Raw genomic sequence first — 13843 nt, 5'->3', positions numbered from 1 at the left:
GGCATGGCTCAGGACCCAAGCATAGTTAAGGCTGGCATCGCCTGCCTTGGCTTTACCGGGGGACCGAGGGGGTCGAGGAAACCGTTGCTACGGGTTTCATGGGTGTGGCTGACGGCGAGGCAATACTGGCCTTTTGCTATTTTCCTGGCAAGAGGCAGGCTGGGTTGCTTCGAGGGGCGGCGCAGGTTGCGATTGAGCCTGGCCTTCGAGGTGTCGGTGCAAGGATTGGGCAAGGCGTATCAGGGCCAGGTCCAGGGCGCGCACAGCGGTGCTGATGACGGTAGCCCCGGCCCGTTCCAGGCAAGCCCGCTCCAGGTCTTCACAGCAGTTCTGCAAGGGGGTGGCCCGGACCATCAGCGCCGAGCCCCTGATCTTGTGGGCCAGCTCCAGCAGGGCGGTGAAATCGTCGGGCGGGATCCTCCCCAGCAGGTGGCGATCCTCACGGCAACACTGCGACAGTTTTTCCAGCATGCTCCGGACAAGCTGCGGCTTGCCATGGGTCAGGGTGAACAAGGCCTCGATGCTGAAACTGTCCGGCCTTGGCAGGGGACACAGCGTCGCCAGGCGTGAGCCCAGCAACTCCAGCCCCAAGGGCTTGCACAGGCAATCGTGCATGCCAGCATCCAGGCCACGCTGATGCGTCTGCGGGTCGTTGCTGGCGCTGCAGCCGATCAGGTTGACCGCCGGCCCGGAGCCTTCGCTGCGGCGTATGGCCTCGGCCAGTTGGTAGCCATTCATCAAGGGCATGTTGCAGTCGACGATCAGCAGGTCGAAGTCGCCCTCGCGCCATAGCTGATAGGCCTGCAACCCGTTCCCGGCGCAGGTGACCCGGTGCCCTAGGTGCTCCAGTTGCCCTTGCAGCAAGGTCAGGCTGGCAGGGTGATCGTCTGCCAGCAGCACATCCAGCGGCAGTTGGGCTGCAGCCGGCGTGGCGGCGACGGGCCTGGGGGCGACGGCCGTGCGGCCAGGCAAGGTCAGCCTGACCTGCACTTCGCATCCGGGGCCCGTGCGGCCGTGCAGGCTCAGGCTGCCCCCCATCTGCAGGCACAGCTGATGGCTGATGGGCAGGCCGAGGCCACTGCTGTCCCGTGGCGACTGGCTGGTCGGTTCCACCTGGGCGAAGGGCTGCAACAGGCGCTGGCGCTCCTGTGGGGGAATGCCGATGCCGGTGTCCAGCACCCGCAGCAGCAGGTCGAAGTGCCCGGGGCGCGCCGCTGGCAGCAATTGCAGCTTGACCTGCACCTTGCCCTGTCGGGTGAACTTGAGGGCATTGCTCAACAGGTTGGTCAGGATCTGCTTGAAACGCAGGCCATCTACCAGTACCTGGGGTTCGGGGGATGGGGCCTGGAACTCCAGGCTCAGGTCCAGGTTCTTCTGCCGGGCCAGGGCCTGGAACACCCCCAGCACTGCCTCGGCGCTGTGGCTCAGGCAGGTCCAGGCCGGGTTCAGTTGCAGTTGCCCGGACTCGATCCGGCTGATGTCCAGCAGGTCGCCGAGCAGCTCCCGCAGGTCACTGGCGGCACCCAGGGCCAGCTCCAGGGAACCACGGTTGGCTGAGCCGTCCTCGGTGCGTTGCAGCACCAGTTCCAGGAGGCCGATGAAGGCGTTCAGTGGTGTGCGGATCTCATGGCCAAGGTGGCCGAGGAACTGGCCTTTCAGGCGGTTGGCCCGCTCGGCCTGCTGCAGGCTGGTGCCCAGGGTTGCCACCGTCTGTTGCAGCGCCTGGACCTGTTGCCGGTGTTGGCGCAGTTGCCGGTACAGGCAGGCCAGGCCCAGCCCGGCAGCAATCGACAGCAACAGCAGGGCAGCGACGCCCATCGGCAGCAGGGCCGGGGTCATGGCCAGGGTACCCGGCGCATCGGGGAAGAGGCTGGCTGGCGGTTCATATCAATGCGTTACGCTTGGCCATGTCCACCAGTTCACTCATCGAGGTGGTCGCCAGTTTCTGCATGATGCGTTTCTTGTAGGTGCTGACGGTCTTGTTGCTGAGAAACATGCCGGCGGCAATTTCCTTGTTGGTCTGGCCCATGGCGAACAGCTGCAGGACCATCAATTCCCGGTCATTGAGTGAGTTGAACTGCGCCAACTCCAGCGGCGAGCCAAGGGTGTTGCGGTCAACCTGCAGGGCCAGGCTGGGGAAGTAGTTGTAGCCGCTGCAGATCGCCTTGATGGCGCTGAGCAGCTCGCTCATGTCCTCCTGTTTGCAGACGTAGCCGCAAGCCCCGGCGCGCATGCAGCGGTTGGCGAACAGGGCAGCGGACTGGGCGGTCAGGACCAGGATCCGCGAGCGCCTCGGCATGTTGCCGAGGCGCTCCAGCAGCTCCAGCCCGTCCAGCTTGGGAATGCAGATATCGAGGATGACCAGGTCCGGTTCGCAATCACGGACCATCTGCAGTGCATCGACGCCGTTATCGGTTTCACCAACGATCGAATACCCCTCGTGCTCCAGCAGGATACGAATGGCCATGCGCACCACGGGATGATCATCAATGATTAGTACCGAGCCCATACAGGCCTCCAGCCGACCAATGGAAAGCCCGAACGTTAGCCCAGCTGGTGGAGGGGAAAAGTGGCGAAAGTGCGGTTAGACGCAATCTAGGAAGCGCCTTACACAGAATAAGGGGAGGGATTACAGGCGGGTGGCATCTAATGGAAGTTCAACAGGGTGGGGCACCCAGGCCGCCCTCCCAGGAAGGAGGGCGGCCATGACCTCATGGCGTTTTCTGATCGATACCGGCTTGCAGCAGCTGGCTGTTGCTGTGGCCGCCGACACGCAGCGGGCCGAGGTTGAACACCTGGTCCTTGCTGGTGGCCTCGTCCTGTTTGCGGGTCAGCTCGCTACCGGCGCCCAGGGCCAGGTTGACCGGTGACTTGGACAGGTTGAGCCCGGCGTCGACACGGTAGTCCGAGCCGGCCAGGGCGTTGCTGGTGACCTTGGAGCCCCCCAGGTCGACCCGGCCCTCGCTGGCACCGATGCGTGCACCGGTGAGCGTGGTTTCACCGCTGACCCGCAGGTTCACCCCTTGCTGGCCAAGGATGCCCGAGGCCTGCTCCACACTGTCCTTGCCAACATGGCTGAAGCCCAGGTTCAAGGTCGGGGTGTAGGAGGTGTTGCCGCTCTTGTCGCCGAACAGTACGCCTTCAGCGGTGTTGGCCACCTTGCTGCCGGTGGTGTTCTTCTCGCTGACCGAGTAGCTGTCGCTGGTTTTCGGCCAGAAGCGTTCCTTGAGGCTGGAGAAGCCATTGCCCACGGCGTCGGCCTTGTCGGCCAGGTAGCTCTTGGCCTTGTCCACACCGTTGCCAAAGGCGCCACGGGGCTCGGGGTTGACGTCGTAGCTGCCGCTGCGGCTGAGCTTCTCGCCCAGGCGCTCCTTGGCGTTGCTGGCCTGGGCGACCACGCTGTCCTTGGCCGAGCCGAGTTTGTCGACGCCCTTGTCCACGGCGTTCTCCAGTTTCTCGCGGTGCTTGTCGAAGCCTTTCTCGGCCTTGGCCTTCAGGTCGTCCTTGAGCGGGCCGGCCGGCTTGGCCAGCTTGTCCACCAGCCCGGGCTGGTTCTTCGCCACCTCCAGCTTGGCGTCGATATTGACCTGGGTGCTGCGCAGGCGGTCCTGGCGGCTTTCGATGTCGAGGCGGCCACCGATGGCTCCGTCGACCCGTTGCGCGTCGATGTTGGCCCCGGCCAGATGCACGTTGCCGGCGCTGTTGAGGACCACCTGGTCGGCCTTGATCAGGCTGTTGTGCTGGGTGGTGCTCTGGCGCTGGTCGACGTCGATCTTGGCCCGGGCGTTGATCCCGCGGTCGATTTTCGGCGAGTCGTGCTCGCTGGCATCGGCCAGGGTGGTCTTGCCCATGCTGCCACCGGCGCCCAGGGTCAGGCCCCAGTTGTCATGGGCCTGGGTAGAGTGCGCCGACTCCTGGAAGATGCCGCCCTGGGCCGCATCCAGGACGACCTTGCCGGCATCGATCCGGGTGCCCTGCAAGTGAATCGCGTCGTCGCCGGTGGCGGCGCTGCCCAGCAGGACCTGGCCCTGGCTGTAGAGTTGCGCGCCGCGCTGGCTCTGGTCGTTTTCAGAGACCCGGCCAATGTTGAAGTTGGCGCTGAGGTTGGCGCTCTTGCCGCTGCTTTGCTCGCTGCTGGTTTTACTGGCACCGGCGGTGAGCCCGCCACCCAGGTTGCTGCCCTGGCTGGTGTGGGTGTCCACGGCGGCTTGCAGGTCCAGCTTGCCGCCAGCGCCCAGGCGGATATCGCCGGTAGGCCGTGCCGCGTTGCCGATCTGCGTGCCTTGCAGCGTCAGGTTGGCGCCGCTGTCGAGCTGCACCGGGCCCTGGCCCTGGATGCTGGCAACCCGCGCCTGGCTGTCCTGCTGCTCCAGGCTCTTGTGGTCCAGCTGGACGCCGGCACCCAGGTTGAGGTTGCTGCCGTTGCTGCCCGGGGTGGTGCCCAGGGTCAGCGAGGCGTCGCCACGCAGGCTGGAGTTGCTGCTGCTCTGGCGGTCATTGGCCTGGTTCAGCGCCAGTTCACCGCCGCTCTTGAGCTTCACGCCACCCTGGCCGCCATTGAACTGGCTGCCTTCGAAGCGCCCGTCGCCGGCCAGCTGGATGTCCACGCCCTGGCTGGCGTTGTAGCTGCCGACCTGGGCCTGGTCCTTGCTGCTGGTGACGGTACTGCTGCCACCGGCGCCGCTGCCGCGAATGTTCAGGTCCTCGCCGGTATTGGTGTAGACCCGCACGCCGGCCTTGGCATCCAGGGCCTGTTCGCTGCTGCTGGTGCTGTTGCTGGCGGCGCTGGCCAGCAGGCTGTCGGCGCTGATTTTCACCGCGCCATCAGTGGCACGGTACTGGGTGCCCTGGTCCTGCAGTTGGCCTTTGACCTTGACCTCGACCTGGCCACCGCTCAACTGGCTGACCACCGCGGTGCCGCTGCTGCTGTCCAGCTGGCGGTTCTGGTGGCTGACGTCCACGTCCAGCCCGACGTTGGGCTGTTCCAGGGCATCGAGTACTCCCGGTTGATGGAACTTGCGTTGGGCCACGCCCTGGATGGCCTTCTCGATCGGCCGGGTGACGCCCTTGTATTCGACGTTGGCGCCGACATCCACTGCCCAGTTGTTATCCTGGTGGTGGCTGGTTTCGCTGTTGCGGGCGGCCTTGTTCACCACCTCGCCGGCGTTGACCTGCAAGGTACCGCCAGCCTTGACCTGGGCCCCTTCGGTGGTCAGGCGGTTGCCGGCGTTGATGGTCAGGTTGCCGCTGGCGCCGATGTTGCTGGTTTGCGCGGTGCTCTTGCTGCTGCTGTCCTGGCTGCTGTTGTGCGCCACTTCTACGCCGTTGCCGGCCCGGTCCAGGCCGCCGGTGTAATAGAAGCCGCCGCCGGTGGTGGTGCTGTCGCTGTGCTTCTCGGTTGTGTTGTCCGCGGCCAGCAACTGCACATGCTTGCCGCTCAGGCTGGCATCGCCGGCCGTGGCCGCAAGGTCGCTGCCTTGCACCTTGAGATCTTCGCCGGCAGTGACCGCCAGGGTGCCGCCGGTGAGGCTGGAGGCCTGTTGCCGGGTGCTGTCGCTGCTGTCGTTGCGCTGCTGATCCTGGTAGCGCACCCCGGCCCGGTATTGGCCGGTGCCCGGTGCATTTTCCTTGGCGTAGGCGTCGAAGCCGCGCTTCTGGGTGCTGCTGCTGTCGTGCTGGGTGTCTTCGGCGGCCGCGACCTTGATCGTGCCCTTGGCGCTGGCGTCCAGTGCCCCTGCTGCGGCGACCTGGGAGCCGCTGACGGTCAGGTCCTCGGCGCTCTGCAACTTGAGGTTGCTGTCCGAGCGCAACTGGCTGCCGACCGTGGTGCTGCCCTTGTTCTGCTGGCGGCTCTCGTCCTTGGCAATGCCGAAGAACTTGCTGTCCTTACTGTGGTTGTTGCTGTGGGACGTGTCCCGCACGCCGTCGATGGTCAGCGCGCCCTTGTCACTGATGACGCTGGCCTCGGTGCCGCCGCGGGCCTGGCTGCCGCTGATGCGTACGCTGTCGGCGCGCACGATCAGCTTGCCGTCGGCGTTGACCTTGCTGCCCTGGTTCTGGGTCTTGCCCTGGTCGCCGTCGGCGTTCTTGCCGAAGAAGCCACCGCCCACCAGGTCGCCGGAGTAGCGCTGGTTGCTCTGGCTCTGCTGGCGGCTGGCGCTGGTGATGTCGACGTCCTTGGCGCTCAGCAGGATGTCGCCCTGGCTGTGCAGTTCGGCGCCCTGCAGTTGCAGTGTCTGCTGGCTGGTCAGTTCCAGCTGCTTGCCGCTCTTGAGCTGGCTGGTGACGGTGCGCTGCTCGCTGCTGGCGTTGTCCCAGTTTTCCTTCCACAGGTGCTTGCGATGCTGGCCCTGGTCACGCTGGGTGTGGGTCTCGGTGGCAGCGGTCAGGCGCAGGTCGCCGCCGCTTTGGGCGCTCAGGCGATTGCCGGCCTCGACGCTGCTGCCCTGGATCTGGGTGCTGGCGCCGGAATTCAGCTCGGCATCCTGCCGGGCGACGACCTTGTTACCGTGCTGGCGGCTGTCGCTGTCGGTGTGGGTACTGTCGTAGGTTTCCCAGGTGATGCCGATGGTGCTGTTTTCCCATCGCTGGCGTTTTTCCTGGAGCTTGCGGCTTTCGATGCTGCTCAGGGTCAGGTTGCGCCCGGCGTCGAGCTTGACGTTGCGGCCACTGACATCGGTGGCGGCCAGGGTCAGGTCCTTGGCTCCGTGCAGCTCGATGTCGCCCTGGCTGCTGACCCCGGCACGGATCGCGTCGAGGCTGTTGTCCACGGCCTGGCCACGGATGTCCAGGTCACCGGCGGAACTCAGCTTGACCCCGTCGCGGCCGTCCACCTGGACGGCGCCGACACGCACCCCGGCACCTTCGGCGGTGCTGACGATATTGATCCGCCCGGCCTGCATGGCACCGAACAGGCTGGCGTCGATGCGCTGCTCCTGGGTGCGGCTTGCCGGGTCGACGTTACGCACCTGGCCGCTGGGGTAGTCCAGCTGGTTGCGACCGACGGTGACATTCAACTGGTCCCGGGCCTTGAGGGCGCCCTGGCTGTCGATGCGCGGGGCGATCAGATTGATCGAACCCTCGGCGTTGCGCAGGCCACCGCCCTGGATAGCCAACTGGCCGTGGGCATCCTGGGTGTTGAGCCCTTGCAGCTTGCCGTCCTGGAGTTCCGGGCGGCCCACCACCAGGCTGGCATTGGGGGTGTTGATGAAGCTGCCGCCATTGACCGAGATGCCATTGGGGTTGGCCAGCACGAAGTCGGCGGCGCGGCCGAAGATCTCCTGGGCACCATTGAGTTGCGAGGCATTGCGGCTGATCACTTCGTTGAGGATCACGCTGGCCGCCTGGCCGTGGAACTGCTGGTTGGCCGCCAATTGCCCGGCCAGTTGCGACTGCCCGGCCTGCAAGGCGTTGTTCAGTACCACGCCCTGTTGCCCGACGTTGTAGTCCAGGAACTGGTTGTGGGACAGGCCGCCGGCATTGGGCGCGACGATGTTGACGATGGGTACGCCACCCTGGTTTTGCAGCTGGGGGATGCCGCCGGGCCCCTCGGCCACGGTGATCCCGCCGGCCAGGGCCAGGGGCAGATGGGAGACCAGCAGCAGGCCGGCGATGGTCCAGCGCAATGTGCCCTGGGGCGAAAGGTGGAACCTGTGAGTGTTGTCAGGCATGAGAACCTCGTTCTGAGTGGGGTGAGCCGGGCGTTGCTTTCTAAGGGGGCAACGGCGCGTGATGCTCAGGTTCGTCGGTTGATTCAGGCTAATCGGCGGTCGGGTCAAATCTGCAGGCTGAACCTGGCCAGCCAGACTTCCGGCTCCGTTCGGAAACCTTCTGGGGTGTTGAGGCTGCGTTGGTAGTCCAGGTCGACCTGGAGTTTTTTCCAGCTCAGGTTGAGCCCCAAGCTGGCACCGCTCAGCTGCCGGCTCCGGGCGCCGTGCTCGGCCTTGATCCAGCCGTTGTCCAGGCCCAGGCGCGGGGTGATCTTGACCGGCAGGTCGTTGTCGAGCGGCAGGCGCAGGGTGTTGCGCCATACCGCGCCAATGGCGCCGGAAGCACTGTTGATGCGATAGCCGCGCACCGCCGAATCGTCGGTGCCCAGCAGTTGTTCGATGGCCGGCAGCGGGTCCGGGCTGTACTGCGCCGAGAGCTGGCTCTGCCACTGCCAGCGCTGGGTGCCCAGCTGGCCGTTGCGCCACTGGCTGAGGCCGGCGCGGTACTTGCGGAATTGCGCCTGGGGCAGGTTGCGCTGTACCTGCTGCGAGTCGCGGTCGGCGCCGAACCAGGTCAGGCCCTGGGCGTAATTGACATCCAGGTTCCACACTGCGCTGTCGAGCCAGAACAGGTTGAGCCCGGCTTCGGCCACGGTCAGGGTCGGGCTCTGGATCTGCAGGTGGGCCTTCTGCAGGTAGCTGTCCACGTCCTTGTAGGCCAGTTGCAGGTTGGCGCTGAGCTGGTGGCTCTGGTCGCGCCACAGCACCCGGTCGGCGCGGCCGCTGACCATGTCGGTACGCCCGCTGTTGTACAAGGTGGTGCGGGGCAGCTTGAGCGGCGCGCGGTATTCGGCATGGCTGGCGAACAGGCTGTAGGTCCAGTAGCCGTAGGGTACCGAGTAGAACAGGCTGCTGCTGCGGCTGTAGCGCGGGCCGTGGTTGAGGGTGTCGCTGTAGTTCAGGTTCAGCGCATCGTTGATCTGCAATGGGCTGTCGAGATTGAGGTTGATCGACTGCCGGTCACGCCCGGTGCCGGCGCTGCCCAGGTTGTCCACCCCCAGGCCCAGGCCCCAGCGTGCGGCGCTGCTGCGCGAGCGCAGGATGATCCGCGAGGCTCCGGGCTGGCTGCCGGGGGCGATGTCGGCGGTCAGGTCCAGGGAGCGCAGGCGGTTCAGTTGATCCAGGCCCTGCTCCAGGTCCCGCAGGTACAGGGGCTTGCCGAGCATGCCCGGGAAAGCGCCGCGCAGGGACACCGGCAGGCTCTGGTCGGCCAGTTCGATGGCTTCGACGTAGCCTTCCTCTACCAGGATATCCAGGCTGTGCCCGGCCGCCGGAGTGCTGGCCAGGTAAGGGCGGCTGGCGATGTAGCCGGCCTCTACATAGAGGCGAGTGATGGCCGCCAGCAACTGGTTGATCTGGTTGGCTCCCATGCACGGCGCGACATACGGTTTGATGTAGTCATTGAGCCGGGCCTTGTCGAACAGGCTGACGCCGCCGATGCGGGTGCCGCTCAGGGGCCAGCAGCGCTCGTCGCTGGCAGTCTGCGCGGGTTGGCTGGGGGCCGCCGGGGTGCTACTGAAACTGCCGCGCTGCATCTGCCGCTGGCGCTGTTCCAGTTGCAGTTGTTGCAGGTCCCGTTGCTGTTGTTGCTGCAGGCGTAGGGCTTCCTGGCCCGGTTGCAGGTTATCGGCCTGGGCCGGCGTCAGGTACGTCAGGCCCAGCAGCAGTCCCAGGCACCAAGTGCTGGTGTGGGGGAGAAGGGAGCGGTCAGTGCGTAATGAATAGGGCACTTGGCATCCTTACTGTAATAAGACGAAGTGACAGATACTCGGAAAGCCGGGTATGAGGCTCAACTAGTGGCGTCGCTTTTAGTTCTGCTCTGTGAACGCTAAATACCTTCGATATCTATATCTGAGGTTCAGTGCTCAAGTGCTCGGAAGTGACAGTTCCTGAGTAAGTGCCGGATGGGTTAGTGCAAATTCAGGTATGACAAAAGGGTTGAGTGAGTTGCAGTGGAAACGTTACAACGCAGCGCAAAATTAATTTTTCCGGGGAGTGGTCAGCGGGGGGGATAGCCTGTGAAATCGAGACTATCCGAAACCTAAAAGGCTATTTGTACGTAAATTGTAAATACATAGAAGGCTAACGGAATTTGCTTGTCAGCCCTGATTGGCAAGGGGTGTGGCGCTCGGGTGAATTATTCAAAGGTAGGATGTTTGGTTGAATGGCTAACTGGATGTTTAATTCTGTAATCGTCAGTTCGTATATCAACTTGCGAGCGCCAAGTGTTTTCGGCTACTTGCTCTTTCTGTTTGAGTAGTTGCTCTATTGTTGTTCTTGTTTGATCGGGCTGTTGTTGCTAGGGGATCTCCTTAGATGTCTTGGTGGTAAGAATTCTGCACTGCACCCATAGTTTCTGGTGGTGTCGCCGGTGAAATTATCGACGTATAGAAAACTATATAGCGATACGCTGGCTAGGGGATTCCCTTAGTTGCAGATTGGATGTCGCAGGTCATATCAAGTGCCTGGCACAGTGGCCGGGCACTTGATGAATGACGGTTATTGCGGGCTGGAGCGCCCGGTCATTTCCCGGGCCATCTCACTGGCATAGCTGTCGGTCATGCCGGCGATGAAATCGATCATGCGCAGGAACGAGGTATGCAACGGCCAGTTCGGGTCCGGTGCGTTATTGCCCAGCAGATCGAGGATCCGCCGGTTCTTGAACGAGGGGCTCTTGCCGCCGTGCTGTTCCAGCGCCGCGCCGCAGAAGGAGTTCAGCAGGATCTCCAGGGTGGTGTAGGCGCCGATCTCGTGCAGGGTCTTGCGCTTGTCCTGGAAGATCTTGCGCCGCGCCACATCCTTGGCATTGAGTACGCAACGCTTGGCCGGACCATGCATGTGCTCCACCAGGTCGCCGTGCAGGGTGCCGGCCAGCAGGGCGTCCTGCTGTTCGACAAAGGCCCGGGCGGCGGCGTTGGTCAGGTGCTCGATGGCTTTGCCCCGCAGGATCGCCAGGCGTCGCCGGCGTGAATCGCTGGGGCCCAGCTGGCGATAGGTTTCCGGCAGGTCGTCGCCCACCAGGCCGAGTAGCAGCGCCTCGACTTCGGCGTACTCCAGCAGGTCCATCTCCAGGCCATCCTCAAGGTCGATCAGGGCGTAGCAGATGTCGTCCGCCGCTTCCATCAGGTACACCAGCGGGTGTCGGGCCCAGCGCTGGTCTTCCAGCTGGGGCAGGCCCAGCTTGTGGGCGATCTGTTCCAGCAGCGGCAGCTCGCTCTGGTAGCAGCCGAACTTGTGCTTCTTGTAGCCCAGGGAGTCGGCATGGCGCGCGGTCCAGGGGTACTTGAGGTAGGTGCCGAGGGTGGCGTAGGTGAGCCGGGTGCCGCCATCGAACTGGTGGTATTCGAGCTGGGTAAGCACCCGGAAGCCCTGGGCGTTGCCTTCGAAGTTGAGGAAGTCCTGGCGTTCGGCCTCGCTCATCGCATCCAGCCAGCCCCGCCCGGCGGCTTGCTGGAACCAGTGGCGGATGGCGTCTTCCCCGGAGTGGCCGAAGGGCGGGTTGCCGATGTCGTGGGCCAGGCAGGCCGATTGCACCACCATCCCCAGGTCGCTGGGTTCACACCAGTCGGGCAGGGCGCTGCGCAGGGTCTCGCCGACGCGCATGCCCAGGGAACGACCTACACAGCTGACTTCCAGGGAGTGGGTCAGGCGGGTGTGGATATGGTCGTTGCTGGACACCGGGTGCACCTGGGTCTTGCGCCCCAGGCGGCGGAAGGCACCGGAGAAGATGATGCGGTCGTGGTCTTTGTGGAAAGGGCTACGGCCGAGTTCTTCCGGGCTGTGCACTGGCTTTGCGAGGCGTTCGCGGTTGAGCAGGGTCTGCCAATCCAAGGCGGGTCTCTCCGAAAAAAACTGAAGGGCAGAGCTTCCGGTTTCTCGAGCGTGGCCGCAAGAGGCGCATGGTCTGCGCTTGTGTCGACGCCTTCGCTGGCAAGCCAGCTCCTGCACGGAAATGGCATGGCCTGCGGCCCACCTGTAGGAGCCGGCTTGCCGGCGAAAGGGCCCGCAGTTCGTGCATCCATCGTGGCGCTGCGTTCGCCGGCAAACGGGACGGGGTTACAGGCCGGCCGCGTCGATGTCGATCAGCAGCAGGCGCTGGCCGTTGTCGAAAAACTGCCCGGCGGTCAGGCAATACTGGTTGCTGGTGGCGTCGCGGTAGGTGTTGGACAGGGTCAGGCGTCGCTCCTCCCAGCCTTCGGCCAGCAGGTGATAGAAGTACGGGCGCCAGGACCAGTTGTGGCCAACGTAGCTGCTGTCGGCCTGCCAGCTGTTGTGGCGCCATTCCAGGTTCGGGGTCAGTTGGGTGCCATGGCGGTCGCACTGATAGAAACGCAGCAGCCAGGGAAAGGCCTCGACCCGGGGCAGTTGGCTGATGGGCGCCTGGGCCTGGGCCCAGGCCTGCAGCAGGTTCATCAGTTCGGCCAGTTGCAGGCGCATGCGCATCAGCCGGTTGCGTTCGGCCAGCTTGTGCCGCACGTAGCGCTCGCGCAGGCGGGCGAAGGGCTGGACGAAGGCATCGCTGGGGTAAAACAGTTGCTCGGCCTGGGCAAACAGGAAGCCCTGTACATAGCGCGAGCCGCACTCCAGGGCGAAATCCAGTTCGGCTTCGGTTTCCACACCTTCGGCGATGATCCAGCAGCCGGTCTTCTCCGCCATCTGCGCCAGGGCCTTGACCACGTCGCTGCTGGGGCCGCCCCGGGCCGCGGCCTGGAACAGGCGCATGTCGAGCTTGAGGATGTCCGGTTGCAGCGCCAGCACCCGGTCCAGTTGCGAGTAGCCGGCGCCGAAGTCGTCGATGGCGATCCGTGCCCCAGCCTGGCGGTAGCGCGCCACCACTTCGCTGAGGCGTTGGCTATTGCCCCCCAGTTCAGTGATCTCGAACACGATGCGCCGCGGGTCTACGCGGTTCTGCTGCAATTGCTTGAGGCTGGGCAAGGGCTGCCCGGGGCGCAGGCGGCTGATCCAGCGGGGGGAAATGTTCAGGCTCAGGAACCAGTCCGCGGGTGCCTCGTGCAGGCGCCGCAGGGCGTCGTCGCGGATCAGCCGGTCAAGGCGGCGCAGGGCGCTGGAGGGGTTTCGAGGATCGGCGAACAGCGGTCCCACGGACGCCAGTTGGCCATTGTCCTGGCGTAGGCGGCCCAGGGCTTCGACCCCGGCGATACGCCCGGTGGCGGTGTCGATGAAGGGCTGGAAGCAGGCGAGCGGTTGCCCGTCGATCACAGGGCCTCCTTATAAGAGTCTGGGTGGAGTAGGGCCGTGGCTGACGGGTAGGCGGCCACGAACCGGCCCCTGGGTAAAGGGGCCGATCCGGGTTGCTTAGCAAGAATGCAGCCAGATAGCGCCGCTCAGGATTTGCGCGAGGAGCCTTGCATCACCAGCTTGATCAGCGGCACCAGTGTGGTGCCCAGGCGAACCAGGCGTGTGAGGCCGCCGGCGGCGCCGCTCTTGGCACCCTTGCCGGTGATGAAGCCCAGGAGCGTCACCACTGCCACGCCCCACAGCGGGGCGTGCTTGATGCCCAAGCCTTCCTGCCAGCTCTGCCCCAGGCCGCGGACCCGTTGCAGGGGTTGCAGCAGTTGCTGGGACTCGTGGCGGATTTCCTGGCGGTGCATTTCCATGCGCAGGCGGATCAGTACCTTGCGCATTTCCCGGCGTGAAGTGTTCTGCGGGACTTCAGGCAGTTTCATGGCAGGAGGCGCTCCCGATCATTGGCCAACTCTTCGAGGGTGGCGTGGAAAGGTGAGGATTCATCGAAGATCGCTGCCTTGAGGCGCAATCCGCAGAAGATCGCCGCCAGGGTGTAGAACACGCACAGGCCGATGATTCCAGCCAGGCGATAGCTGTCCCACAACAGGATCAGCACCAGTGCCGACAGCCCCACCAGCAACAGCAGGGCGAACACCAGGGCCAGCCCGGCGAACAGCAGCAGGCTCACGGTGCGTGCTTTCTGCTCCTGCAACTCGATGCCGAACAGCTCGACATGGCTGTGCAGCAGCCCCAGGACTGCCGCCCCCAGGCGCCGCGAAGACGCGCTCGGGCCGCTGCCGGACGAAGTGGATTCGCCGATAGCCATA

Annotated in this window: 8 protein-coding genes; all 8 read right to left on the bottom strand. The window is 64.7% G+C overall.

Annotated features, from left to right (window positions below; all coding sequences use genetic code 11):
• Positions 1-96: 96 nt before the first annotated feature.
• Positions 97-1839 carry a response regulator gene (locus ABCR88_RS23345; RefSeq protein ID WP_350403614.1) on the bottom strand — a complete coding sequence of 581 codons (1743 nt, stop codon included), beginning with the start codon at positions 1837-1839 and terminating at the stop codon, positions 97-99.
• 43 nt (positions 1840-1882) lie between these two features.
• Positions 1883-2509 (bottom strand): response regulator transcription factor, encoded by a 627-nt coding sequence (locus ABCR88_RS23340; protein ID WP_019096116.1) that lies wholly within the window; start codon positions 2507-2509, stop codon positions 1883-1885.
• Between the two features lie 202 nt (positions 2510-2711).
• Positions 2712-7670 carry a hemagglutinin repeat-containing protein gene (locus ABCR88_RS23335; RefSeq protein WP_350403613.1) on the bottom strand — a complete coding sequence of 1653 codons (4959 nt, stop codon included), beginning with the start codon at positions 7668-7670 and terminating at the stop codon, positions 2712-2714.
• 104 nt (positions 7671-7774) lie between these two features.
• Positions 7775-9442 carry a ShlB/FhaC/HecB family hemolysin secretion/activation protein gene (locus ABCR88_RS23330; RefSeq protein ID WP_350404915.1) on the bottom strand — a complete coding sequence of 556 codons (1668 nt, stop codon included), beginning with the start codon at positions 9440-9442 and terminating at the stop codon, positions 7775-7777.
• An 826-nt stretch (positions 9443-10268) separates the two neighbouring features.
• Positions 10269-11600 carry a deoxyguanosinetriphosphate triphosphohydrolase gene (locus ABCR88_RS23325; RefSeq protein ID WP_350403612.1) on the bottom strand — a complete coding sequence of 444 codons (1332 nt, stop codon included), beginning with the start codon at positions 11598-11600 and terminating at the stop codon, positions 10269-10271.
• Positions 11601-11825: 225 nt separating this feature from the next.
• A complete protein-coding gene (locus ABCR88_RS23320; protein ID WP_232641636.1) occupies positions 11826-12989 on the bottom strand; it encodes an EAL domain-containing protein in 1164 nt (387 codons plus the stop codon).
• Positions 12990-13114: 125 nt separating this feature from the next.
• Positions 13115-13456: a hypothetical protein gene (locus ABCR88_RS23315; RefSeq protein ID WP_041119369.1), complete on the bottom strand. Its 342-nt coding sequence runs from the start codon at positions 13454-13456 to the stop codon at positions 13115-13117.
• Positions 13453-13842, bottom strand: coding sequence for a phage holin family protein (locus ABCR88_RS23310; RefSeq protein WP_011062507.1), 390 nt, complete (start codon positions 13840-13842; stop codon positions 13453-13455). Before ABCR88_RS23310 ends, ABCR88_RS23315 begins: the two co-directional genes overlap by 4 nt.
• Between the last annotated feature and the right edge of the window lies 1 nt (position 13843).

This window comes from Pseudomonas sp. W17, assembly GCF_040268305.1.
In the GTDB taxonomy this organism is placed as follows: Bacteria; Pseudomonadota; Gammaproteobacteria; order Pseudomonadales; family Pseudomonadaceae; genus Aquipseudomonas; species Aquipseudomonas protegens.
Note: the sequence above shows the minus strand (reverse complement) of the source record. Positions and strands in the feature narration are given on the sequence as shown.

Bases quoted from the DNA above. Each gene is read 5' to 3' on its own strand.
- ABCR88_RS23335 (WP_350403613.1), bottom strand. From the start codon at position 7,670: ATGCCTGACAACACTCACAGGTTCCACCTTTCGCCCCAGGGCACATTG.
- ABCR88_RS23340 (WP_019096116.1), bottom strand. From the start codon at position 2,509: ATGGGCTCGGTACTAATCATTGATGATCATCCCGTGGTGCGCATGGCC.
- ABCR88_RS23345 (WP_350403614.1), bottom strand. From the start codon at position 1,839: ATGACCCCGGCCCTGCTGCCGATGGGCGTCGCTGCCCTGCTGTTGCTG.
- ABCR88_RS23315 (WP_041119369.1), bottom strand. From the start codon at position 13,456: ATGAAACTGCCTGAAGTCCCGCAGAACACTTCACGCCGGGAAATGCGC.
- ABCR88_RS23310 (WP_011062507.1), bottom strand. From the start codon at position 13,842: ATGGCTATCGGCGAATCCACTTCGTCCGGCAGCGGCCCGAGCGCGTCT.